Origin of the sequence: Frankia sp. CeD (assembly GCF_000732115.1) — a bacterium.
Classification (GTDB): Bacteria; Actinomycetota; Actinomycetes; order Frankiales; family Frankiaceae; genus Frankia; species Frankia casuarinae.
The window spans coordinates 28,589-52,187 of sequence record NZ_JPGU01000019.1 but is presented as its reverse complement, the minus strand read 5'-3'; the positions used below and the strand labels follow the sequence as shown (position 1 = coordinate 52,187).

Genomic DNA, 23,599 nt, shown 5'->3' with positions numbered 1-23,599 from the left:
GNGGGCGCCCGCCACGGACGAGACGGCCGCGGCGTCCACGTCACCGACCTGCCCGGTCTCGGTCACGACGGTGCCGACGTCGATGACGGCCGCACCCGGGCGGACGAAGCCGGCGCCGACGAGGCGGGGATGGCCGGTGGCGGACACGATGATGTCGGCCTCGTGGGCGATGCTCACCAGTCCCTTGGTCCGGGAGTGGCAGATCGTCACGGTCGCGTCCTCGGCGAGCAACAGCAGCGAGACCGGCTTGCCGACCACTGGGCCGCGGCCGATCACGCATACCCGGGCGCCGGACATCGGGATGCGGGCCCGGGTGAGGATCTCCACCACCGCGGNGGCGGTGGCCGGCGCGAAGCTCGGCAGACCCAGCGCGAGCCGGCCGAGACTGCTCGGGTTCATCCCGTCGACGTCCTTGGCCGTCGGAATGTGCTCGCCGACCTCGCGGGAGGTCAGCCCGTCTGGCAGCGGCGTCTGGACGATGATCCCGTGCACGGTCGGATCGGCGGCGACGGTGTCGATCGTGTCGAGGATCGCCGCCGGCTCGCCCTTCGGCTCATGCAGCACACAGCGCACGCCGACCTTGCCCGCGGTCCGTTCGATGATCTCGGCATAGGAATACGCGGCCGGATCCGCGGTCGGCAGGACCACCGCCAGGGTCGGCGTGACTCCCGCCGCAGCCAGCCTCTCGGCCTCGTCGACCACGTACCTGCCGATCTCGGCGGCCATCGACCGCCCGTCGAGCATCCTCATGTGCCGTTCCGATCCTCGTCGTTCTCGTGGTCTGGCTCTCGTGGCCCTGCGGTCCTAATGGTCCGTTCGGGCCGTTCCGTACGTCCGGGCCGTTCCGTACGTCCGGGCCGTTCCGTACGGGCAAGTCACCGCTGTCCGCAGGCCTTTCCCGCACTCGCGCGGGTTATGCCGTCCTGGCCCACCACGCCAAACCTGGGGAAGGCCCGGGATGCGCCGGCGCAGCGAGCGAGCGGCGGCGGGCACGGTTGTACCGTAGCAAGGCGGGTGGGCAGCTAACCTGCGCGGGGGAGCACGCCAGGGCGGCTCGGTGCGCTCGGTTCCAGGCCGCTCGGTTCCAGAACGCTCGGTTCCAGACCGGTCGGTTCTCGTGCCTCGGATTTTCGGAATAACGGATCCTCCCTGGGAAATCCTTCCGGAAGAGGCCCGCCCCTGTGTGGTGGTGCAGCCGAGGTGGGCGATTGCCGAGCGGAAATCCGTGTATTACTAGATATAATCTTCCCGGTTCGGGGTGATGGTGGCAGGTGGTGCGGTCCGGCGGAGTGGGCTGGCCGGTCGTCGACGTTCGCGATCGTTCGAGTCGGCCGCCGCTCGCGGCACGTAGCGGCCCGCTCCTCGCTGTGACATCTACGGACGGCCGGAGCGACGCACCTGAAACGACGCACCTGAAACGACGCACCTGAAACGACGCACCTGGCCGGAAGCGTCCGGTGCCCGCTACGCCGCATCCCGAGCCACCCGCCACACTGGCTGTACTCAGGAACTCCGGCCGGCTTGCCGGATGTAGCGATATGAATGCGACATTCGTCCTGCTGCGATGAGTCCACGGAACTTGATGTCAGGTGGGTAGCGAGGGTATATCATTCACCATTTTCCCGAGTTTATTGTCCTGCTTCTCTTCTCGGCTACCATGGAGACGTCCCGTCCTTGACCACGACGTGGAGTATCGAGATGAAGTCATCCGCCCGCACGACCATCCGTGCGATTCTTCTGGTTTCATTCCTGGCCGCCGGCTCTCCGTGACCGGGGAGTTTCCCTCGTTGAAGGCACGTCAGCTTCTGCGAGTGCCTGGACGATTGGGATATCGAGTGACAAAACAGGACGATTCAGCTCACCGATGGCTGGAGGCGGACGGACGTCCACGACTTCGTCTTGCTTTTCATGACCGGATCACCATCGGGCCGGGGGTCGTCCGGCAGATACTGGTCAAGCAGGTGGGGCTGACGGTCGAGGAGGCGTTTGGAGGTGATCGATAGTGTCTAAGGTGGTATCGGTGCTGGTTCGCCGGGACGGCCCCTGCTGGTCGGCCTGGTCGCCGCAGTGTCCTGGTCTGGTGGCCGCCGAGACGACCGCCGAGGAGATGCGTGCCGCGTTGCCGGACCTGATCGCCTGGTACTTCGACGGGGACCCCGACGTCAACCTCCGGATCCACCTTGAGCTGGAGGTGCGCGGTGTCATCGTCCGGATCGCGCAGGATGCCGACGCCTGGGAACGGCAGCTGGTCGCCGAGCGTCTGGGCGCGGCCTTGGGCATGGACAGTCAGGCGGAACAACTGCGCGCCGTGCGGGCGAACGCCGCGGGCGAGGTGGTGTATGTCTGTGCGCTGCCGTCGGACCAGATCTCCTGGCTGACCGGGCAGATGGACGACGAGGACGATGCGGTCGTCGTCGCGCTTCCGGCGACGGAGAGCGAACTGTGGACCTTGCAGTTTGACGCGCTCCGGCGGCGAGGTGAAAAAGCGCCGGGTGCCGGCTACCGGCCGGAGGCAACCTTTGATGAGATCATGGCGACGTTCGCCGGGCCACGCCTCCAGCTCAGCGCATGACAGCCCGGCCCCGCGCCGGTCGGCCCCCGCCGGTGAGCGCCCGCGTGACGGCGGGAATCTCCGCCCTTCGGGCGAAGAGGATGTCAACGGGGGAGATCGCGCAGGATGAGGTCGAGGCCCGCGAGGAACTGGGCCTCGTTCTCCTCCCGTAGATGGGGTGCCGCATCGGAGAGATCCGGGTGGTGTTCGGCCGGCGGGCGTACCGCCGCGACCGGGCCGCCGCGGGCGCCGGCCCCCTCCCGTTCCACGGCCCGGGCGAGCTGGCGGGCCTCGCTGAGGGTGTGGCCGAGGGNGTAGAAGAGCAGCGTCTGGTAGACGTTGGCGGCGTCGGCCGGATCCATGCCTGCGCGGTGAAGCTGGGCGACCGCGTGATCAGCCCGCTCCCAGTAGGCGCCCACCCCGGGCGGGCGGCGCAGCACCAGCGGCGCCAGGGTCGGATGCGCCAGCAGGGAGCGTCGGAGCTGACGGAAGTTTTCCCGGATGTCCCGGCGGGGGTCGTCGGTCTCCGGCAGCTCCTCCACCCCGCGGATCACCGTGTCCGTCAGCGCGTCGAGCAGCGCGTTCTTCGTCGCGAAATGTCGGTACATCGCCGTGGGATCCACGTCGAGGAACGCGCCGAGGGCCCGCATGCTGAACGCGCCCGCGCCGTGCGTGTCCACGACCTCCATCGCTGCCGCCAGCAGCACCTCCCGGGACAGCGTGCCCCGTGGGGTCCGCCGGGACCCGACCCGCCGACCTCGCCGCCTACCGGTGTCCGCGTCGGCGGTTCCGATGCCTTCTGGCTCGTCATCGTCGGTGCCGGGATCGTGCGTGCCGGCGTCACCCTCCCGGGTGTCCTCGGAGCCTGGGCTCTCGTCGTCGGACCGGGGCGCCTTGGGATCGTTGGTCTCATCGTCGATGGCATCATGATAGTCAACGATGTTGACGCCGTCCCGCGGCTCGTGATGGTCTACTCCTCGGCCCAGGTTTCGCGCACCGGCCCGTTGCCACGGCGCTGCACCCGCACCCCTCGATAGCCCGGTCGCCAGCTTTCCAGCACGATCTCCCCGGCCGGCTCGTCGACGCTCGTGCGGACCACCTCGGNGAGCTCGACGCGGAAGAGGTCGAACGGCGTCGGCGGGCCGACCTCGGTGGCGAAGGAGGCCAGGACCTCCTCATCGTTGATCCACCGGGCCCGCCCGGAGACGCGGATGTCGCCGCCGGCCAGGTCCTGGCCCGGCCCGGGATTGGCGGCCAGGGCGAAGCGGGGGTCGCGACGCAGGTCCCGGGACTTGCGCGCATCCGGCATGCTCCCGAGCCACAGCTCCCCGAACCGGAAGTTCGTCTCGATTCCGCTCGTGCGCGGGGAGCCGTCGGCACGCACGGTAGCCAGGATGTGATGGCGGAATGCCGCGAACCGGGTGCGCGCGGTCTTGGCGAGGGCGGGTTGCGCGGCCTCGAAGTCGCGCCAGGATGTCGTCACCGCGCCATCGTGACCTGAAAACTCTGCCATCTGCTGTCCTGGTTCACGGCTAGGCTTCCCAGACGTGCGATCGAGCCGGCTCACCGCGTTGCTCCTGCATCTGCAGGCCGTGCGGCGGGCCCGACTGACGCCGACGGCTGGCGGGAGGTGGAGCTCGCGACGGAGGGGCTCCAGGTGGCGCTCAGCCAACTGTGTGTCCTGGCGGACGGGGTCGTGGTGCTCGCCCCCGCCGAGTTGCGCACCGCCTTCGCCGAGGTGGGTCGACGCATGGCGGAGAACAATATGGCGGGGNACAGTGCTGCCGCGGCGGTGGGGAGCAACACTACCGTCGCGGGAGATCGGGAGATGCCGGTGAAGGAGGTCGCGCCATAAGTACCGGTGGGCTGCTAGTTGTCGCTCTGGTGATGGCCGTCGGCCTGGTCGGCGTCGTCCTCCCGGTACTGCCGGGCCTCGTCCTGGTCTGGGGCGCGGGTCTGTGGTGGGTGATCGCGGACGGTGGGGGAGTCGGTCGCTGGATCGTGCTGGCGCTCATGACCGCGCTGTTCGTGATCGGGGCGCTCACCAAGTACGTCCTGCCGGCTCGGGCTACGGCCGGTCGGGGGGTGCCGTGGCCCAGCCTGGCCATCGGCGCGGTGTGCGCGATCATCGGCTTCTTTGTAGTGCCGGTCGTCGGGCTCCTGATCGGTGGAGTGGTCGGGATCTACCTGGCCGAGCTGGCGCGGCTGGGGGATGCGCGAGCGGCGGGCCGCACGACCTGGGCCGCGATCGTCGCCTTCGGGGTCGGTGTGGTCGTGGAGCTCGCCGCCGGCGTCGCGATGGTGCTCGTCTGGTTGGTCGGCGAGTTCGTCGCGTGATGACACGTGACGACTCATGGCGATTCGTAACGATTCGTGACGTCGTGCTGCTGGTTCCGGTCTTCCGGAGTCCGCGGGGGCCGGGAGTCCGCGCGTCCCGATCCGGGGAGTCGACCGGCCCCGAGCCTGGTGGGCCGGTCTCCCGACGGCGCCCTCCGCCGCATGATCGCTATGTTAAGTAGGGGTAACCATTTCCGGTGCTCCGTGGTTGCCGCCTCGTCCGTCGTGTGCGGCTGTTAGCATCGTCCGAGTGATGCTGATGGAACGTCTCCTGACGGATCTCAATGGTGGACGGCGAATGTTCCNCTCCGAATTTCACCGGGCTATCGGATCGAACCCCGGATGAGTGATCTGGGGCGGACCTGCCGAAAATCTCAGAAATTTATACGATATTTTTTCCATTATTGTTCAGAGTGGCCGTGGTCAAAGTCGCGGTTCCTTTTTATGTCACATTCCTCCGGGGCTCCGCNGTGGTACCGGGCGCGCCCGCGGAGTCACCGGCCGATGCGGCGTCCGTTCTTTCCCCCGATGTCCTTCCCTTCTATGTCCTTCCCTTCGACGTCGAGGATCGTGTGGAGGCAGCCGGCCGCCGGGTTCCGCGGCCGCGGTCTGGTCGAGGCCTGACGACGTGACCGGGAAACGTAGCGCGCAGGCTCCGTCCTTGAGGGCGGGAGGATGCCAAGAGAGGAGACCGTCCCGTGCGTGTCCTGGTGATCGGATTCGGGCAGGCGTTGCTCAACCAGCTGGGTTCGGCGCTGCCGCCGGGCAGTGTCACCCTCGTCGAGGACCCGGATCTGATCGACCGGCGGCGAGTGCGGCCGGCTGTCGAGAAGCTGCCCTGCGTGGCGGCCCTGCTCCCGGCGGCCTACCACCAGAGCGAGGACTTCCTCCCCGTCGTGCTCGCAGCGGCGGCCACCGGGGGACCCTTCNCCGCCGTCGTCCCGGCCCTGGAGTACAGCGTCCCCGCCGCGGCCTTGGCCGCGGCCGCACTGGGCCTGCCGGGCGCGGGAGTCGGGGCCGCCCGATGCCTGTCGGACAAGATCGAACTGCGCCGGGCGGCGACGGCGGCGGGCATCGCGACCCCGCGCTGGCGGGAGGTCTTCGGCCCGGATGACCTCGCGGCCTTCGGGGTGGAGAGCTCGGTGGTGCTCAAACCCGCCAACCGGCACGGCAGTCTCGGCGTGCAGATCCTCGACGCGGTGGAGGACGGGCCGCTCGACCTGGCGGCCATCTGGTCGGCGACGGTCGCCGCCCTCGACGACGGCGCGCTTCCCAACCGCCCGTTGCACTGGCGCTACCTGGTGGAGAGCCGGATGGTCGGCGCGGAGTTCAGCGTGGAGGCGCTGGTGCGCGACGGCGTGCCGAGCTTCGTCAACGTGACGGCGAAGCGGGTGCTGCCCGGGCGGCACCCGGTCGAGACCGGGCACGTCGTGCCGGCCCCCGGACCCGCGGCCAGGACCGCCGTGCTGAGCCGCGCGTTGACGCGTCTCATCGCGGCGATCGGCTTCGGGGACGGCATCCTGCACGCCGAATGGATGCTGACCGCCCGCTGCCCGGACGACCCGGTGCTCATCGAGTGCGCCGGGCGGATCCCCGGTGACAGTCTGGTNGAACTCATCGACTTGGCCTACGGAACCTCGCTGGCCGCGGACTACCTGGAGATTCTTTCCGGGGGGCGGCCCGCGCCGGCCGCGGTGGCGAGCGCCGCTGCGGCGATCCGCTTCCTGAGTGCCTCACCCGGTCGGGTCGACGCGGTCGACGGCGTCGAGGTCGCGCGGGCGGTGCCCGGGGTGCGGCGGGTGGCGCTGGCGGNCACCCCNGGCACGTCCATCCCGCCGCTGCGCTCGTCGGGCGACCGCATCGGCGAGGTGTTGGCGGTCGGCCCGACCCCGATGGATGCCGAGGCCACGGCGGCACGCGCCGCCGGGCTGGTGCGCGTGGCGGCGGCAGGGGCTCCGTTCGGCGCGGCTGTCATGCGGATCTAATTCCGTTGCCGCCGTCGCTCACCCTGATTATGAACACGTAAACGCCTGCCCGATCGGCACGTCGCGTACCCGCGCTATCCCGGGCTCCGCGTCCTGGTCGCATAATGCCGAGGTGGAACGCGCCAGCGAGAAATCGGATAGATGATTCTTGGCCTGTGGGTCGGCGTCCGGCGGGTGAGTACGGACATCGCCGTCGATCTGTCTACGGCTGCTGCTTCCACGCTCTCCCCGCGGCCGTGTTCCGCTTTTCCGTGCCTTTCTCCTCGTTGGCCGATGGGGGCCGAGGGCGCGCCGTGGCGGGTGCCGCCGTCGCGGCGGGGGTGATGGTGTCGGGGGTGCCGGTGTCGGGGGTGCCGGTGTCGGGGGTGCCGGGCCGGCGCGGTCGCGACCTGGTCACCGGATGACCGGGGTTACCGGATGACCGGGTCGACGGTTCTCATCCAGAATCCGACGGTGGTGCAGCCGGCCGAGACGTCGGTGTTCCTGGCACCCCGTCCGTCCTACGACCCGGTCCGGGCCGCGGCCGAGTCCGCCGCGGTGCGAGCGGCGCTCGCCGACCTCGGGGCCCGTCCCTGTGCCCCGTCCGAGATCCTCGCGGCGCTGCCCCGGGAGGTCCTGATCGAGCTCGCCGTCCGCGCGGTCAGCGCTGAGGACGACCTGCGAATGGCCGCCGCCCGCGAGGCGCTCCACGACTGGTCGGCGCCGGCGCTGGTGCCGGTGGTGCTGCGCCAGCCGCGGCTGCTGCTCGACCCCGGCGCCGCCCGCGGCGTGATCGGCCCCGACCAGGCGGACGAGAGCTACGCTCTGCGTCCCCTGGCCGGGTTGATGTTTCCTCGTGATCATTATGTCGATCTCGGTGAAGCGGTCGCGGTCGGCCGGTTGCGGCGCCGGGACCGGGCCCGCGAGACGGTCGTCATGGCGGCCGTGCTGCGCGGGTTGCGGGGCCGATCGGCCGAGGTCCGCGTCCCGGAGCCGCTGTTCCTGGAAGGCGGGGATCTGGTGAGCTGCGGCGATGTGGCCGTCCTCGGCACCGGTTGGCGGACCAGCCCGGCGGTCTGGGGGCTGTTGCGTCCGCATCTGCTGGCCAGCTTCGGTCACGTGGTGCGGGTCCGCGACGAGCTGCGGCGTGACGGCCAGCCCCATCTGAACTCCTGGCTCGGCCTCGGCCCGGGGATCGCCCTCGTCGCCGCCGATCGGCTGCACGCCCCGGCGGTGGTGGAACGCGACGGCGTCGCCGGCCGGGAGACGACGCTGGTCGACGCCCTGCGAACGATCAATCTCGCCGTCTGTCCGCTGGCACCGGACATGGTCGCGGCCTTCGCCGCGGGGGTGTTCTTCCTACCGNCCTTCGCGCCGCCGGAATCGGTCCTCCGGTCGGAGCCGGCCGCCCTGGTATCCACGGCGAGTGCGCCCTGGACCGAACCGGTGCTGTCGCGGTTCGGGATCCAGACCGTCGCGGTGCNGTTTGACGAACATCACAAGCAGTTCGGCGGCCTGCACCGGGCGCTCAACACCGTCCCGCTGCGCTGATGGCATGGCGCTTGCGGTGGGACTAAAATGCTTGCATGGCGACGATTCATGTCCGCGAGGTGCCGGAGGAGACCCTCACCATCTTCAAGGTCCGTGCCGCGCGCGCGGGCCGGTCATTGCAGCAGTATGTGCTGCAGCTGCTGGAGGGCGAGGCGGCGACGCTCACGGCCGAGGAAGCCGCGGACCAGGCCCGATCGATCGCCTCCCGCGGCACGGTGACCGCGACCGACGTCGTGGACGCGATAGCGCGGATGCGCGCGGACCGTGGATGATCGTCCTGGACACCTCCGCGCTGGTGGAGTTTCTGGTCGGCACGGATGACGTCGCCGACGTGGTCCGTGCCCTGGCCACCCGGGAGCGGATCGCCGCGCCGCACGCGGTCGACCTGGAATGCGCCTCGACGCTGCGCGGCCTCGCCCGCGGTGGGAAGCTGCCCGAGGGCGAAGCATCACGTGCCCTGGAACTGCTTGGTCGCATGAACCTGCGACGCTATGGCCACGCCCCGCTCCTCCCCCGGATCTGGGAACTACGCCACAACATGTGGCCCTACGATGCCGCCTACATCGCGCTCGCGGAAACCCTGAACGCCGACCTTGTCACGGCCAACCGGAAACTCGACCGCGTTCCGGGTCTCCGCTGCACCGTCCGTGACCTCCAGAACGGGCCGTGAACGCTCCGACCGGACCCGGCTCGCCTCCAGCCCGAGCCCCAGCCCGGTCAGGTGGGAGTCGAACCATCAGCGTCGGCTTGCGGGGCGTCGGCTGCGGCATGCTACCGGCATGCCTGATTCGCGGATCAGCCTGGCCGATGCCCTGGAACTGAGGCGGACCGGCGACCTGTGGCTGTTCCGCGGCCGCACGGCGGCGGACCGGGCGATCCAGACGACGACCAACAGCCCGGTGAACCATGTCGGCATGGCGGTGGTCGTTGACGATCTTCCGCCGCTGATGTGGCACGCCGAGCTGNGAAATCGTTGCCGGACGTCTGGGCGGGCACGCATCAGCGCGGCGTGCAGTTGCACGACCTGCGTGCGGCGGTGGAGGTCTGGGCACGCCGTTTCCGTTCTGGAGCGGTGACGACCTGCGTCTGTCCGGAGGCTTCGTGCTGGGCGGGGAGATCGTCGTGGACGTGGACGACCCTGCCTAGCGTCGCGTCCGGTGGGTCCGTGCGGCGGCCGTTGACCAGGATTCGGTTCCTTGTCTTTCCAGAGCCTTTCGTGTCCGATTTATCCCTCTGGATAGGCAGGATGCGTCTGGGGGGATGCCGTCGTCATGGGGATGCCGTCCAGGTGCGGCACGGTGATCGCGGTGACCAGCAGGCCGCGGGCCGAGAGCCAACGACCGCCGAAGCCGGTCAGCTCACCGCCGGCCAGCCGTGGTCCCGCCACCAGGAGTTTCGCGGTGAAGGTGCCCCGGGCGGCCGGGCTCGGTGCCGGCGGGCCCATAGGTGCGGTGCCCGGGTGGATCACGAGGGCGGCGTCCCCGAAGCCGAGCCAACGTTCCGCCAACGGGTACCACGCCTTGTAGACAGACTCCTTGGCGCTGAACAGCAGCCGGTCCCAGCAGACGGCCGGGCGGGTGCGGGTGAGGGCCGCGAGCCAGCCCGCCTCGGCGGGAACGGNGATCTCCTTCAGCACCCCGCCGGGTGTGGGCTCGTTCGGCTCGGCGTCGATGCCGATGGTGTGGACCTCCGCCGCCCGGGCCACCGCGGCCGCCCGGTAGCCGGCGCAGTGGGTGATGCTTCCCACCACTCCGTCCGGCCAGCCGGGTGCGCCGCGGGAACCGGGCAGGATCGGCGCCGCCGGAAGTCCGAGCCCCTCCAGCGCGCGATGCGCGCATACCCGGGCGGTGGTGAACTCGCGGCGCCTCTTGTCGACCGCGCGGCTCAGCAGCGCAGCCTCCTCGGGGAATAGCACAGCCGAGGGATCGTCCTCAAACGCCTCGACGGCGACGGCCGCGGCGGGCAGCAGGCTCGCGAGCAGGCGCGGATCCACCCTCTTTACTCCGGTACCCGTTACTCCGGTAGCCGTCCCTGACGTCGAAGCCGGCGCCCCCGGCGGCGCCGAGCCTGCCCCCGGCGCCAATCTCGATCCCGGCGTGGAACTCGATCCTGGCATCGCGCTCAGTCCCGGCGGGCCGGCGGTGCGGGGAAGGGCAGGATCTGCCGTAGCCCGGACCATGGCGTGCCCCACGCCGCGCGTTCCCGAGGGTAGCCCATCGAGACCTCCTCAAAGCGGACGTCGTCGTACCAGGTGGTGCGGGGAATGTGCAGATGACCGTAGACGACAGCGCTGGCCCGGAACCGCGTGTGCCAGTCGGCCGTGCTCGTGGTGCCGCACCACAGCGCGAATGTGGGGTACCGCAGTACCGCGGTGGGCTGACGGACGAGTGGCCAGTGGTTGACGAGCACCGTTGGCATTGTCGGATCGATGTCGCCGAGGCGCGCCCGGGTCTGCGCGACCCGGGCCCGGCACCAGGCGTCGATGGTGGGATACGGGTCCGGGTGCAGCACCCATTCGTCGGTGCATACGATCCCGCTTTCCCGGGCCAGGGCCAGCGCCTCCTCCTTCGTCGCCGTTTCGGCGGGCCGAAAGGTGTAGTCGTAGAGCACGAACAACGGCGCGACGACAACGGGGCCGCCCGCGCCCTCCCAGACCGGATAAGGGTCCTCCGGGGTGACGACGCCCAGCCCGCGGGCGATCTCCACGAGATGCCGGTAGCGTTGTTCGCCGCGCAGCTGCACCGGGTCCTGCTTGGGAGTCCACAGCTCGTGATTCCCCGGCACCCAGACAACCTTCGCGAAACGCCCGCTGAGCTGCTTGAGCGTCGTCTCGATATCGGCGATCGTCTCGGCGACGTCACCGGCGAGGATCAGCCAGTCGTCGGATGATCCGGGTGCGATGTCCTCCACCATCCGCCGGTTCTCGGGGTAGGCGACATGCACGTCACTGACGGCCAGCAGCCGCCCNGGCGAAACCGGGGAATCCGTCCGGGACACAAGGCGAAGCCTACCGGCGCGGCCACCGGCGTGTCCGCCAGATGAAAATGCTGTTCCGGTGTTCGAGATGGCGCCGGGTGGGCATCCTGATCGAGGATCATCGCGAGGGATCGGTGACGATCCCTCGAGGACGACACGATGAGCCGACGGATCCAGCCGATCTTGCGGGAGTGGACAGCGATGAACGACAGCGGGCAGCGATGAGTGGTGGGCAGCGATGAGTGACAGCGTCGGAATCGGGCTGCTCGTCGCCCTCGGGGCTCTCGTCATGATCGTCCTGGCGCTGGCCGTGGCCGCGCTGGTCGCCGTCCGGAAGTACCGGCTGCCGTTGCGGGGCCTCGTGGCGACCCTGGCGGGCCTCGCCTACGTCATCTCCCCGGTGGACGCCGTCCCGGAGATTCCGCTGGGGCCGATCGGCCTGATCGACGACATCACCGTGATCATCGCGACCGTGGTCTACCTGCGTGGCCTGATCGCCGCGCGGCGGGGCCTGGACCCGGCCGGGATCGATCCACCCGGCCGGGCGCCCCACCCGATGCCGCGGCAGCCTCCGCCGCCTCGGGTATCAGGCCGGCGCCGCGGTGCCCGCTGAGCAGGCTGCCGCTGAGCAGGCTGCCGGGGCTGGCTGGAACACCGGGGCTGGCTGGAACACCGGGACCGGCCCCGGTGTTGTCCGCGACATGACTTCTGTCACCTTCGCGATCACCTGGGATTACCGTTGCCCGTTCGCCCGCAACGCACATGAACACGTTTTGACTGGTCTCGCGGCCGGTGCCGACTGGAACGTCACCTTTCTCCCGTTCTCGCTGGGGCAGGCGCACGTGGAGGAGGGGCAACCCACCGTCTGGGAGAAGCCCGAGCAGGACTCCGGGATCCTCGCCCTGCAGGCCGGCGTCGTCGTCCGCGACGAATACCCGGATCTGTTCCCCTCCGCCCACCGGGCGCTGTTCGCGGCGCGTCACGACGAGGGCCGTCACCTGGAGGACCGGGCGGTCATCCAGGAGACGCTCGCGGGGGTGGGGCTGCCCGCCGACGAGGTGCTTGCCCGGGTTGACGATGGCGCTCTCGACAAGGTCCGCGCCGAGCACGAGCAGTACGTCGCCTCGCATACCGTCTGGGGCGTGCCGACCTGGATCGCCGGTGATCAGGCCGTGTTCGTCCGGCTGATGAACCGTGCGCCGCTCGGTGCCGACCCGGCGGGTTCCATCCGTGCGGTGGAGCGCATCGTCGACCTGGTGACCGGTTGGCCCGAGTTGAACGAGTTCAAGCACACGTCCATCCCACGCTGATCTTCCAGGCCGGTTCGGTCCGTCCCGGTACNCCCNCGGCGCNGGGGACAGCGGCCGCGCCGCCCGCCATTCCCCTGTCGGCGCCCGGCGGTGTCAGACGTTCAAGCCGCGTCAGGTGCCCAGGTCACGTGAGGTGCCCAGGTCACGTGAGGTGCCCAGGCCGCGTCAGACGTCCAGGCCGTAGCTGCGGGCGATCGCAGCCAGGCCGCTGACCCCACCCTGGCCGAGCGCCCGGAAGCGCCAGCCGTCCTGATCCCGGTAGAGCTCACCGAACAACATCGAGGTGTCCCGCGCGGCGGCGGTGGTGAGGTCGTACCGCACCAGCTCGTCATCGGTCGACGCGTTGACGACCCGGATATAGGCGTCGGTCACGTCGCCGAAACTCTGGTGTCGATAGTCGGCGTTATGGATGCTGACCGGGAAGACGATGCGCGTTATTGCACTGGACAGCAGGTCGAGACGCACCTCGATCTGTTCGTCGTCGCCCGCACCCTCACCGGTGAGGTTGTCACCGCGGTGCACGATCTCGCCGCGCGGACTACTGAGGTTGTTGTAGTAGATGAAATAGCTGCGGTTGGGAGCTCGCCCGTCCGCCTGCAGGGCAATGGCGCTCGCGTCCAGGTCGAACTCCTCCGATCCGGGAGCATTCGGATCCCAGCCGAGGCCGACGGTGATGTGCGTCAGGCCGTCGGTGGCTCCGGTGAGCGCGACGCTTCCACCCTTGACGACGTCAATGCCCACGGTTCTCCGATCCCACGACGTTCTCCGGCCCGGCGGCCCCGGCCGGTGCGATGTTCGCGATACGTGACTACCCAAGCACATGAGCGTGTCGCTGGTGCGTGCATCCAGGAGACTGTCCCGACCGGTCTCGGCCGGTCCTGCTGGTCGCGAGCGGCGACGGGTGTCCGACGACCGGTAGCCTACTGGGGAGGAATGGTCACCGACCGATTGGTGTCGGCATCGTTGCGCAGTCTCCAGGATCGTGGCCGGGGACGGAGCGCGGCCACCGGCGGCATCGGCCGGCCCGAATTGGCTAACGTCGGCAACCGTGGATCGACTACCGTTGCTTGTCGGGTCCGGTGACATCGCTCGGGCGCTGGGTCTGACCCGCCAGGCGGTCGACCATCGGCTCCGGATCGATCCGGCCGCGCCGAGCCCGGCCGCGGTGGTAAATCGCACCGCCACCTGGGGCGGGACCCGGATCTGGTGGCGAGCGGAGATTGATCGTTGGCTTCGGCTCGAACCCGAGCACTGGGAAGTGCGCTGAGGGAGGCCGCCGGGAAAACGCGCTGACGGAAATCTGACGGAAAGCAGANAGGTCCGCCCGGGGCATCCGGTGGCCGGCGGTGGACGTCCACAGAACGNGGGACGTGGAACGTGGGACGTGCTCGATGGACCGGCCTACCCGCCACGTCCGTGTTGAACGATCGTTGTTGAACGATCATTGAGGAAACCGGGCGGGTGGCCATCGCCATGCCGCCGGTCGGCTGATAGCGTCTGATGCCACCGTCCGCCGGGTGACGGTAGGTTCGGGGGCGCATGGTGCTGGCTTTTGAGGGTACCCGATGAAGAACTACTTCTTCATCTCCTATGCGGCAGATGAGGATCGGCGCTGGGTGCAGCGCTTTCACGCCGATCTCGAGTACGAGCTGCGGGTTCAGGTCGGCTCCGCGGTGGGCGGAATCCTGGACACCCGTCCGCGTCCCGGCATGGACGCCGACCTGGCCCTGGCCGCCGGCGCCGGCGGAACCCGCGTGATGGTGGCGCTCTGTTCCGATCCCTTTTTCAGGGACGCCTGGTGCGGGCGCGAGTGGGAGGTCTTCCACTCGCGCATCGAAAATTTCAGCAAGGCCGGTGCGACCAGACTGGAGGACGGTTTCCTCCGGGTGCTGTGGCGTCCGACGCAGGATCCCGTCCCGGCGGTCGCGACGAGGGATCTCGCGGACGCGAGCGCGGGACTCCCCGACACCTATCGCCAGCGCGGCCTGCTCTGGATGATGCGCAAGATGCTGCTCGGGGCGGGCGGGTACTACTGGTTCGTCCGCATGCTCGCGGCGCGGATCGTCGCGGCCCAGCAGATCACCCTGGACCCGGTGCCCGACCTCGCGGTGCGCCGCGCCGCCGCGGCCTTCGGCTCCCACCCCGGCTCGTCCGGGGACCCGTCGGAAGCGATGCCCCCCTTCCTTCCGCTGGCCGGGTCCGTGAACGGGAACGGGAACGTGAACGGGAACGGGAGAGCCGGTTTCCGGACCCACGGCGACGGCGACGAGGCGCGGCGCGCGGCTTCGATCGGGACGGCACCCCCCGTGCCCACGCCGACTACCACCTCCCGCCGAACCACGCCGCCGGTGGCGTCTGACGTACCGTCGCCGCAGACGCCGCTGGCGGAGGTCTCCCGTCTGGTCGCCATCAGCTACGTCGGCGCCGACCAGGAGTGGGCGGACTGGCTCGAATACCTGCTGCGCCGCGGCTCCCACCGGGTCGTGCAGGTCAGATGGGCGCAGAGTAGAGGTGAGCGGCTGGCCGAGACGGTTGACCGCATCGCCGCGCGCCGGCCGGATGTCACCGTGGCCCTGCTGTCGCGGCACTACCGGCCGCCCCGCCCGGAGAACCCCGGCGAGACCGAGATCGAGGCGTGGGAGCGGCTGGGGCTGGCGGGACCGCTCGAGAATCAGGTCATCCGGGCGGTCATCGACCGCGAACCGTTACCCGAGCCGCTGCGGACGCTGCCGAAGCTGGATCTGAGCCGGTTCGAGCCGACCGCGGTCGACGGACTGCTGGCGGGGATACGGGCGGGAGCCCGGCGATGAACGCCTACGCCCGGCCCGGTCGTCGGCCCGGCGATGCGCCCCCGGTGTGGCGCAGCCGCCGGGAGAACGAGCTGTTCGCCGGTCGCGACGACGAGCTGGAACGCATCTGGGACGGCCTGACCCGGCATCGGCGGGTGGTGCTGGTGCCGGNGGGGGACCAGTCCGACATCGGGGAGACCGAGCTCGCCGGCGAGTACCAGCATCGGTTCAAGCTGCGCTACGACGTCTCGTGGTGGGTGGACTGCTCGACGACCGCCGCCGTCCCCGGGCAGATCGGCGAGCTCTACGAGCGGGCCCGCACCGAACTTCCCGGCCCCCCTCCGGGCGCGGCCGACGCCGGGCCGGAGTCCACCGCGGGATGGTTGGTCATCTTCGCGGGTGTGGGCAGTCCGGACGAGGTGGCGGAGTTCCTGCCCGACGGCGAGGCGCATGTGATCATCATCGCCGACCGCGCCGTGGGCGCCTGGCGGGACCGGACGATGCCCATCGGGCCATTGCGTCGTCGCGAGTCGGTCATGCTGCTCACCAGCGCGGCGCCGATGGTCGACCCGGCCACCGCCGCCCAGCTGGGGGAGTTGGTCGGACACCGGCCCGCCCTGCTCGCGGAGATCGCCGGGTACCTGATCCGCGAGGCGGTCGTGTCGCCGGAACTGTGTCGGCGCCTGCTGGAGATGGCGGCGTCGCGGCCGACGCCGGCCGTCCGGGACGCCGCCGGCGGTGACCAGTCGTCCCGGGCCCAGGCGATGCGTGGTTCCGGAACCCCCGCCGGGGCCGCGTCCGGGGCCGCAGCCGGGGCCGGGGCCGCCGTCATGGTCGCAGGCGAGGTACGTGACCCGGTAGGGCGCAACGCGGCGCGGGCACCATCGATTCCTGTGATCAACAAGCACGGCTGGCCCCCCCGGGAGGTCGACGAGCTCGTCGCGGCCCTGATGCGGGTGGAGTACATCGCTGACCTGGCCGGTTTCGACCACTGGTTCGACGAGCTGACACGGATCCTCGGTCGCACGATCGCGCTGACCTCCCCGGTCGTCGCGGTCCGCCTGACCACGCTGGTCAGCGAGGCGGTCGGCCAGCCCGATCCCGGCATGCTCGACGCCTTGCTGCAGGCCCTCGACCTGGTCGCGCCGCGCGACGACCGGTCCGTCGTGGACTTCCGGCGCTTGGTGACCGAGCTGCAATCCCACTGGAGCGGCGCGGGCTCGGCGCTGCCCGGCATGTCATCACCGGTGCCCGCCTACCAGCTTCCCTCCTGGCCACCGCTGCTGTCTGGAGTGCCCTCCTCACCCCCGCCCAGCCACGGGCCGTCGGGCACCCCGACCTACTACTTCTTCACCAGCCACGCGCACCGCGACGACCGGGATCGCGTGGCCATCTTCCATCGGGAGCTCGAGCTGGAGCTGCGCCGCAAGGTCCGGCGCCGGATCCGGCCGACGGGATTCTTCGACGCCGACCGGCTGGGCGGCGGGGAGCACTGGCCGACCTCGCTGCGCGACGCGGTGCGCACGGCTCCGGTGCTGGTCGCGCTGTGGTGTGACGACTACTTTGAGAGCGACTGGTGCGGCCGGGAGTTCGGCGTTTTTCAGGAACGTATCCGCCGGGCGACCAAGCCGGGCGGGAACCCGCCGTCCGGGATCATTCCCGTGCCCTGGCTGCGGCGGGACGCCGAGGTACCCGAGGCGGCCCGTGAACTCCACATCGCGCATATGGAGCTTGGTCGTCAGTATGACAACCTTCCGGTCCTGGATTTGATGCGCCATCCCGCCGCCTTCGCGGAGTATGTAAGTCTGCTGGCCTACCGGGTCATGGATGTCGCTCGCGACCAGCTGCCGCCGTTGGACGCCGAGGTGACGGAGCTCGTCCGTTCCCCGTTCCACCATCAGCCGTGAGCTGCACGGAGCCGTGATGAGCTGCACGAACNCCCCNCGGCCGGCNCCCGGCGGCAGCGCGCCGCGACCGTCCCGCCGTACCCGGATCCCCGCGGTGAAGAATGTGGTCCGACCTGTGCGAGCTGCCGTGGACGTGGGAGGCCCGGGTGCGATGGTAGGGCAGAGGCCCTGCGCCGAAAAACGGCGTGAGGGGGACCTGTGACACCGTTCTTTCTGGTCCATCACGCGCTCGCCGGCGGTGACAGCAGCTATGTCGAACGTTTCTTCGGAGATGTACAGAATGCGGTTTACGAGCGCCTCGGCTATCGTGAGGTGTTCACTGGCGAGGCGGCCGGCGCGGCGGAGTCCTCGCCGGCGACGGGGGGCCGGTCCAATCCCGATGCGCTCCTGGCGCCGGTGATGGTGGCGCTGTACTCGGACGCCTACTTCACCGACCACCAGTGCCTGCTGGAGTGGTCGCTGTTCCGGGAACGGCTGCGGTGGCACCACCATTTCACCGGTCGGAGCTCTCCGGCGCTGGTCGGTGTTCCCTGGTCCATCCGATCGGTACCCGTGCCGGCTCAGATCGCGGAGGCGGGGATGCTTGTCGGCGACTTCGGCGCGGGCTACACGGCGAGCGGCGCGTTGCAGCTGATCCGGACCGGTTCCGCCTCGGTCTGGTACCAGCAGTTGACCGAACGGGTCAGTGAACTGATCGTGCGTGCCCGCGGCGACGAGCCGCCGGCACTGTCCACGCGTGACGTGGAGTTCGTCGAGCGGTCGGGGCGGACGGACTGGGTGTCGGCCGGTCGGGGCCGGGGCACCCGCTGGTCTGCCGGCAGCTCCGCGACGCTGCTGATCCCGCCGGCTCCCCTGGTCCCCCTGGCCTCGACGGTTCGCACGGCTCCAACCCCGGCGGCTCCAACCCCGGCGGCCATGGCTTCGGCGGCCATGGCTCCGGCCCGAGCCGGTGGCCGGGAGCGTCGATGGCGGATGGCCGATCCCGAGCACACCCGTCGACCCATCCTGCGTCGTGCCGGCGCCGCCGAACTGGACGATGACGATGACTGAACTTTCCAGGCAACCACCGGAACCGGCGGGTCACGACACGCCGGGCGGGCGCGCCGGCAGGCCGGCGCAGATCATCACCTTCTACTCCTACAAGGGCGGTTCGGGGCGCACGATGGCACTGGCGAACGTCGCCTGGCTGCTCGCCGCCTCGGGTAAGCGGGTTCTCACCGTCGACTGGGATCTGGAGTCTCCCGGCCTGCACCGGTATTTCCGCCCGTTTCTGCAGAACAGGGAGCTGGACTCGAGTGACGGCGTCACCGAGATGCTCCAGGGTTTCATCCGGGAGATCGACCGGCTCCAGGACGCGCCGCCGTCGACATCCGCGGAGCAGGCCTCCGTGCCGGACGCCGACGCGGTGCGCGAGATCATCGCCCTGCACGGCGACTTCCGGCACAACATCGAGACCATCGAGTGGCCCGGGTTCCCGGGCGTCGGACGGATCGACTTCCTCGGTCCCGGCCGGCAGACGTCCACGAGCGCGGTGCTGGTGGCCACGGTGCCCTGGTCGACGCTGTTCGAGGACGCCGACGGCCGGGCGTATTTCGCCGCGCTGCGTGAGCGCATGCGGTTCGCCGACTACGACTACGTCCTCATCGACAGCCGGACCGGCACCTCGGACGCGGCCGGCGTCTGCACCCAGCTCCTGCCGGACACCGTCGTCATCGGATTCGCGCTGAACAACCAGTCCATCGACGGCGGCGCCGGGGTGGCCCGCGAGATCCGTAACAGCAAGCGGGACATCCGGGTGCTGCCCGTCCCGATGCGGGTCGAGGACACCGAGCAGCGCAAGCAGGAACTGCGCCGCCGCGCGGCGTTCCACGCCTTCCGCCCGGTGTTGGCCGACCTGTGCGGTTCCGACCCGGAGGCACAGCGGAGCTTTCTGATCGGCCTGGAGATCCCCTACAAGGCGGTCTACGCCTACGAGGAGGTCCTGGCGGCCTTCCAGGAGGATCCCGCCAGCCGGCTCGGCGTCCAGGCCGCCTACCGGATGCTCGCCGGAGAGCTTGCCGGCGCCCCGATCGATGCGCGCCCCGTCCCGCCACAGGATCGGGAGCGGGTGCTGCGGGACTTCGAGCAGTACGGACCGCCCGCTCCGCGGTCGGTGGCGATCTTTGGGGCGCCCGAGGACCGGCCCTGGGCGGACTGGCTGGTGTCGGTGCTGGGAGCCACCGGGGTGCGGATCCGACCGCTGCCCCCGATGGCGCTGACCCCCGCCGACTTCCCCGCCGTCGAGTCACTGATCGTGATCGGATCACCGCATCTGGGCCCGGACACCCCGGGTGAGTCCCTGGTGCGCGAGCAGATCCAGACCCGGATCCGCCAGCGCGGCTCGCGGGCGGGGGTGGTGGTCGTCGAGGTGGGTTCGATGCGGCTCGACTCCGCCTACCATGGAGCCGAGATCATCTCCCTGCCCGCGCGGAACGAGCGGGACGCGGGGGTCGTGGTCCTCGAAGGGCTGGGGCTGCCCGTTCCGCGGGCCCGACTCGACGACCTGCGGGTGGTCGCNCCCCGGTNCCCGGCCCGCCGGCCCCGCTTCTGGTCGGTGCCGGCCAGGTTCGCCCAGCCGTTCGTCGGACGGCACGCGGTGCTGGACGAGCTGCGCGACCGGCTGCTGCCGGGGGGCCGACCGAGCGGGCTGTGTCCCCTGCTCGGCCCGGACGGCGTCGGGAAGAGCGCCATCGCGGCCGAGTACGCGCACCGGTTCGACTCCGACTACGACATCGTGCACTGGATCTCGGCGGGTGACGCCGCCTCGGTCCGGGCGGGCCTGCGCGACCTCGCCGAGCGGCTGCGTCCCGGCAGCGACGTCCCGGACGCGCAGCGTTCCCCGAGCGAGCAGCTCGAACGGGTCGCCCTGGACGCGCTGCGCCAAGGCGACCCCTCGGCGCGCTGGCTGCTTGTCTACGACGGCGCCGCCGACCCGCGGACGCTGGCCGGGCTGTTGCCCGTCCCGACCGGCAACGGCCATGTCCTGCTGACTTCGGCGGATCCGGCCTGGGACAGTGAACCCGGCGCGTTGTGGGTGGACCCGTTCACCCCGGCCGAGAGCCGGGCGTTCCTGCGCCGGTGGCTGCCCGAGGTCGGTGAGGACCGGCTGGCGACGATCGCCGAGCGGCTACGGCATCAGCCGTCGGGCCTGCGCACTGCGGTCGGGCGGCTTCGCCAGGACCGGCGGGGNGTGCCGGTTGACGATCGTGCCGTCGACGCCTACCTCACCCAGCTCGCCGGGGNCGCACCCGAGCAGGCAACCTGGACGGTGTCGTTCGAGACCCTGCGCACCAGCGACCGCGCGACCCGGCGGGCGGCGGCCCGGCTGCTGGAACTGTGTGCCTTCCTGGCCCCGCAGGGCGTGCCGCTCGCCCTGCTGGAATCCCCGGTGATGCTGCGCCATCTCGCCGAGGCGGTGGGGGACGACGCGATCGCCGACCCGACCGTGCTGCCCGAGCTGTGGGCGGAGATCCGCAAGCCCCGGCTGGCCGAAGTCGACACCGTACCCGACGGTCAGTTCCGCCTCGCCGCGCGCTGGCAGCGGCTCCTCGTCGAACGGATGCAGCCCGCCGAGCGGACCGCCGCCCGCGAGGCGGTGCTCGGCATCTTCGCGGACATCGCCGCGGCCGCTCCGCGGCCCTCGGCCGCCGCGGGCTGGCCGATCTACCGGATGCTGGAGGGTCAGATCCTGGCCTCCGAGGCGATGGAGAGCCCGGCACCCAAGGTTCGGCAGTGGCTGGTGTCCCAGGTGTATGTGATGTGGCNGTCCGGCCGGCTGGAGTTGGGCCGCGGCATCGCCGAGGATGCGTTGCGCAGATGGCGCGACCTGTTCGGAGCGGACGACCCGCTGACCCTGCGGATGGCCGCCCACCTGGCCATGGTGCTCCGCGGTCTGGGACGGTTCCAGGAGGCGTACGACCTGAACACCGACACCCTCGCCCGCCAGCGCCGCCACCTGGGCATTTTCCATCGCCACACATTGATCACCGCGATGAGTTACGGCATCGACATCCGGGAGCTCGGCCGGTACGCCGAGGCAGCCGCGGAGGAGAGCAGCACCCTGGTCGGTTTCCGCGACCGGCTCGGCGACAACCACCTCGACACCCTCATGGCCGCGAGCAACCTCGCGCTGTCCACCTTCCTGGACGGGCGGGCCCGCGAGGCGCTCCACCTGAGCCTGGACACCATGGCGCGGCTACGCCTGGCGGGGGCCGAGGGCACCTCGCAGTTCTGGTGGCTGCAGGCGCGGGCCGGGATCTGCCATCGGGAGCTGGGCGAGCTGGAGCAGGCGGAGCGGTTGCTGCGGGAGGCCGCGACCAACCTCGCCGGCATCGAGGGGGCGACGACGCACCTGACCCTGCGCTGCAACAAGCATCTCGCGGTCGTCCTGCGCCTGCGGGGCAGCCCGGACGCGGCGAGCCGCCTCGCCGGTGAGACGCTCGAGCGCTACACCGAGATCTACGGGGCGTCCGACCTGGGCACCCTGGCCTGCCTGCTGAGCCGTGCCGGCCATCTGCACGCGCTGGGCGAGCACCACCGGGCGTCCGTCGAGGCCGAGTCGTGCCTGCGGGAGTACGAACGTCTCCACGGCCCCGAGCATCCGTTCACGAACATCTGCCGCTCGGATCTGTCCATCTACCTGCGCGCGGACGGGCGGCTGGCGGAGTCCCGCGCACTGGCCGAGCAGGCCCACCTCACGCTGGTCGACGAGCTCTACCAGCACCACCCGTTCGCGCTGGCCGCCGGGGTGAACCACGCCGCGAGCCTGGCGGCCCTCGGCGAGACCGAGGCGGCCCGGGCGCTGGACGAGGATCTGTTGCGCGAATCCGAAATGTCACTGGACAGCAGCCATCCCTACCTCCCGATAATGCGGGAGAACCTGGCGGTCCTCACCGGCCGGCAGGCCGGCGGTGGGCGTGGCCATCGAGAAGTCGACATCGACATCTCCAGCATCTGAGTAGCGTGATGAGGTCGAGCGACGAGTGCACAGTGGCAATCCGCCGGCGGCCGGTCCGCCCGGACCGGGGTTTCCGGTCCGGCGTCGGCCGCTACCCGCCGGGAGCGGCAGAAGGATGAGCTGATGGTGACTGTTCCTGATGATGTTGTCGAACCCCGCATCGTCACCGCGCCGCATGTCGGCGACGAATACAACGGCATCCGGCAGAAGTTCCGCGGGACGGTGGCTGTCACGGGTGCCCAGTATCTCGAGTACTACGTCCACGGATTGCCGACGGTGTCGGCCGATCTTCTGCACCATCCGCGGCTGGCCGACTGTTTCCGTGGTTCACGCACGGTGGAACGGGCCCGCCGGGACTACGAGATCATCGGCCGGCAGCTAAACCACCGGATGACGGAGCTGAACACCTCGCTGGCCGCTCTCGCCAACGGGCGGCTAATCCGGACGGTCTTCGCCGCGCAGGACCGGGCGGTGCTCTACTTCGACGTCGACGAGGGGCAGTACATCGTCGGGGTCTCCCTCGGCGCGGACGCCATCGAGTCCGCTGACCTGACGCTCTCGCGGACCGCGACGGAAATCCGGGCGGCCCGGGGGATCGGCGACCCCAACTACGGCGGCTATCACCGGGGGGACGGCACGTTCCTTCCGTCGCCCACCCGCGCCGACGGTAGCCCGGACACCGGCTCTCATCCATTCGTGTCGTTGCCGAGGCCGTCGGCGCCGGTGTTCGCCNATCCCTGGGCATCGCTGATCAAACGGCGTTGGTCACCCGCCGGGGACTCGCGGGAGGAGGAGTTCCAGGCCCAGGCCGTCAGCGTCCTGAAGCCCGGTGACCTCCAGTACATGGCCCTGGTGCGCGGCGGCACGGTGAGCGCCGCCGACCTGATGGACCACGACGACCTCAACGAATTCTTCGTCGGTCTGAGCCGGGAGGCCCGCCGGGAGGGTCTCGTCAAGGTCGCCGCCAAGTTCCTCGCCCTGAGCGATCTGCTCGACGGTCTGCTGCGATCGGTCCTGAACCGCCGATTGACCCGCACCGTTCTCGACGTGGAGAAGGGTGCGCTGTACTTTCATCGCCTCAGCCGTGACGAGTTCCTGATGGGCGTCACCCTGGATCAGCGTCGGGTGTCCGAAGCCGACCGCCGCTTCCAGCTGCTCGTCCGCCGACTGACGGCTTCGTACGGCTGTTGAAAGGCGCCGGATGACGCCAGGCGAATC

20 protein-coding genes and 2 pseudogenes (1 of these 22 only partly in view) are annotated in these 23,599 nt (G+C 70.3%); 16 read left to right on the top strand and 6 right to left on the bottom strand.

Going from position 1 to position 23,599, the window contains the following annotated elements; translation table 11 throughout:
• A pseudogene (locus tag CED_RS12330) lies at window positions 1–750 on the bottom strand (bifunctional 5,10-methylenetetrahydrofolate dehydrogenase/5,10-methenyltetrahydrofolate cyclohydrolase) (it extends 81 nt beyond the left edge of the window).
• A 1,252-nt stretch (window positions 751–2,002) separates the two neighbouring features.
• Here CED_RS12330 and CED_RS12325 point away from each other — a divergent pair.
• Entirely contained in the window at window positions 2,003–2,572 is a 570-nt protein-coding gene (locus tag CED_RS12325) for a hypothetical protein (protein ID WP_023840499.1), read from the top strand.
• Between the two features lie 83 nt (window positions 2,573–2,655).
• Here CED_RS12325 and CED_RS12320 read toward each other — a convergent pair whose 3' ends face one another.
• Together CED_RS12320 and CED_RS12315 are read right to left on the bottom strand one after the other, a co-directional pair.
• Entirely contained in the window at window positions 2,656–3,270 is a 615-nt protein-coding gene (locus tag CED_RS12320; RefSeq protein WP_255361107.1) for a TetR/AcrR family transcriptional regulator, read from the bottom strand.
• A 251-nt stretch (window positions 3,271–3,521) separates the two neighbouring features.
• Complete coding sequence (locus tag CED_RS12315; protein WP_035910640.1) at window positions 3,522–4,064, bottom strand: pyridoxamine 5'-phosphate oxidase family protein; 543 nt, start codon at window positions 4,062–4,064, stop codon at window positions 3,522–3,524.
• Here CED_RS12315 and CED_RS22585 point away from each other — a divergent pair, their 5' ends adjacent.
• The 7 genes and pseudogenes from CED_RS22585 to CED_RS26180 all read left to right on the top strand — a co-directional run.
• Window positions 4,065–4,406 (top strand): WYL domain-containing protein, encoded by a 342-nt coding sequence (locus CED_RS22585; RefSeq protein ID WP_084680771.1) that lies wholly within the window; start codon window positions 4,065–4,067, stop codon window positions 4,404–4,406. It begins immediately after the preceding gene.
• A 32-nt stretch (window positions 4,407–4,438) separates the two neighbouring features.
• Window positions 4,439–4,888 (top strand): DUF456 domain-containing protein, encoded by a 450-nt coding sequence (locus CED_RS12310; RefSeq protein WP_083494794.1) that lies wholly within the window; start codon window positions 4,439–4,441, stop codon window positions 4,886–4,888.
• Window positions 4,889–5,586: 698 nt separating this feature from the next.
• Complete coding sequence (locus tag CED_RS12305; RefSeq protein WP_051868779.1) at window positions 5,587–6,873, top strand: ATP-grasp domain-containing protein; 1,287 nt, start codon at window positions 5,587–5,589, stop codon at window positions 6,871–6,873.
• Between the two features lie 417 nt (window positions 6,874–7,290).
• The gene (locus tag CED_RS12300) at window positions 7,291–8,403 is read left to right on the top strand and encodes an arginine deiminase family protein (RefSeq protein WP_035910637.1); all 1,113 of its coding nucleotides are present in this window, start codon (window positions 7,291–7,293) and stop codon (window positions 8,401–8,403) included.
• A gap of 35 nt (window positions 8,404–8,438) precedes the next feature.
• Window positions 8,439–8,675, top strand: a complete 237-nt coding sequence (locus CED_RS12295) for a hypothetical protein (protein ID WP_035910633.1) — start codon at window positions 8,439–8,441, stop codon at window positions 8,673–8,675.
• A complete protein-coding gene (locus CED_RS12290) occupies window positions 8,672–9,073 on the top strand; it encodes a type II toxin-antitoxin system VapC family toxin (protein ID WP_011435941.1) in 402 nt (133 codons plus the stop codon). The genes CED_RS12295 and CED_RS12290 overlap by 4 nt, the downstream gene beginning before the upstream one ends.
• Before the next feature lie 109 nt (window positions 9,074–9,182).
• Window positions 9,183–9,463: pseudogene (locus CED_RS26180) on the top strand (hypothetical protein); the annotation flags it as partial.
• A 165-nt stretch (window positions 9,464–9,628) separates the two neighbouring features.
• Here CED_RS26180 and CED_RS12280 read toward each other — a convergent pair.
• Both CED_RS12280 and CED_RS12275 read right to left on the bottom strand, forming a co-directional pair.
• Window positions 9,629–10,384, bottom strand: a complete 756-nt coding sequence (locus CED_RS12280; protein WP_051868781.1) for a 4'-phosphopantetheinyl transferase superfamily protein — start codon at window positions 10,382–10,384, stop codon at window positions 9,629–9,631.
• Window positions 10,385–10,524: 140 nt separating this feature from the next.
• Window positions 10,525–11,400 carry a metallophosphoesterase gene (locus CED_RS12275; protein WP_011435944.1) on the bottom strand — a complete coding sequence of 292 codons (876 nt, stop codon included), beginning with the start codon at window positions 11,398–11,400 and terminating at the stop codon, window positions 10,525–10,527.
• A gap of 217 nt (window positions 11,401–11,617) precedes the next feature.
• Between CED_RS12275 and CED_RS12270 the strand changes: the two genes are divergently transcribed.
• Both CED_RS12270 and CED_RS12265 read left to right on the top strand, forming a co-directional pair.
• Window positions 11,618–11,992 carry a YkvA family protein gene (locus CED_RS12270; RefSeq protein ID WP_011435945.1) on the top strand — a complete coding sequence of 125 codons (375 nt, stop codon included), beginning with the start codon at window positions 11,618–11,620 and terminating at the stop codon, window positions 11,990–11,992.
• Window positions 11,993–12,080: 88 nt separating this feature from the next.
• A complete protein-coding gene (locus tag CED_RS12265; protein WP_011435946.1) occupies window positions 12,081–12,689 on the top strand; it encodes a DsbA family protein in 609 nt (202 codons plus the stop codon).
• Between the two features lie 165 nt (window positions 12,690–12,854).
• Here the strand turns inward: CED_RS12265 and CED_RS12260 are convergent, their stop codons facing one another.
• On the bottom strand, window positions 12,855–13,430 hold the full coding sequence (locus tag CED_RS12260; RefSeq protein ID WP_023840490.1) for a TerD family protein: 576 nt from the start codon (window positions 13,428–13,430) through the stop codon (window positions 12,855–12,857).
• Between the two features lie 322 nt (window positions 13,431–13,752).
• Here CED_RS12260 and CED_RS12255 point away from each other — a divergent pair, with 322 nt between their 5' ends.
• The 6 genes from CED_RS12255 (at window position 13,753) to CED_RS12230 (ending at window position 23,572) form a co-directional block, all read left to right on the top strand.
• A complete protein-coding gene (locus tag CED_RS12255) occupies window positions 13,753–13,956 on the top strand; it encodes a hypothetical protein (RefSeq protein ID WP_369807828.1) in 204 nt (67 codons plus the stop codon).
• A 298-nt stretch (window positions 13,957–14,254) separates the two neighbouring features.
• On the top strand, window positions 14,255–15,499 hold the full coding sequence (locus CED_RS12250) for a toll/interleukin-1 receptor domain-containing protein (protein WP_011435949.1): 1,245 nt from the start codon (window positions 14,255–14,257) through the stop codon (window positions 15,497–15,499).
• Window positions 15,496–17,385, top strand: coding sequence for a toll/interleukin-1 receptor domain-containing protein (locus CED_RS12245; RefSeq protein WP_035910630.1), 1,890 nt, complete (start codon window positions 15,496–15,498; stop codon window positions 17,383–17,385). The genes CED_RS12250 and CED_RS12245 overlap by 4 nt, the downstream gene beginning before the upstream one ends.
• Window positions 17,386–17,583: 198 nt before the next feature.
• Window positions 17,584–18,435, top strand: coding sequence for a hypothetical protein (locus tag CED_RS12240; protein ID WP_035910626.1), 852 nt, complete (start codon window positions 17,584–17,586; stop codon window positions 18,433–18,435).
• Window positions 18,428–22,381: an FxSxx-COOH system tetratricopeptide repeat protein gene (gene fxsT / locus CED_RS12235; RefSeq protein ID WP_051868780.1), complete on the top strand. Its 3,954-nt coding sequence runs from the start codon at window positions 18,428–18,430 to the stop codon at window positions 22,379–22,381. Before CED_RS12240 ends, fxsT begins: the two co-directional genes overlap by 8 nt.
• A gap of 123 nt (window positions 22,382–22,504) precedes the next feature.
• A complete protein-coding gene (locus CED_RS12230) occupies window positions 22,505–23,572 on the top strand; it encodes a hypothetical protein (protein ID WP_035910624.1) in 1,068 nt (355 codons plus the stop codon).
• Window positions 23,573–23,599 lie beyond the last annotated feature (27 nt).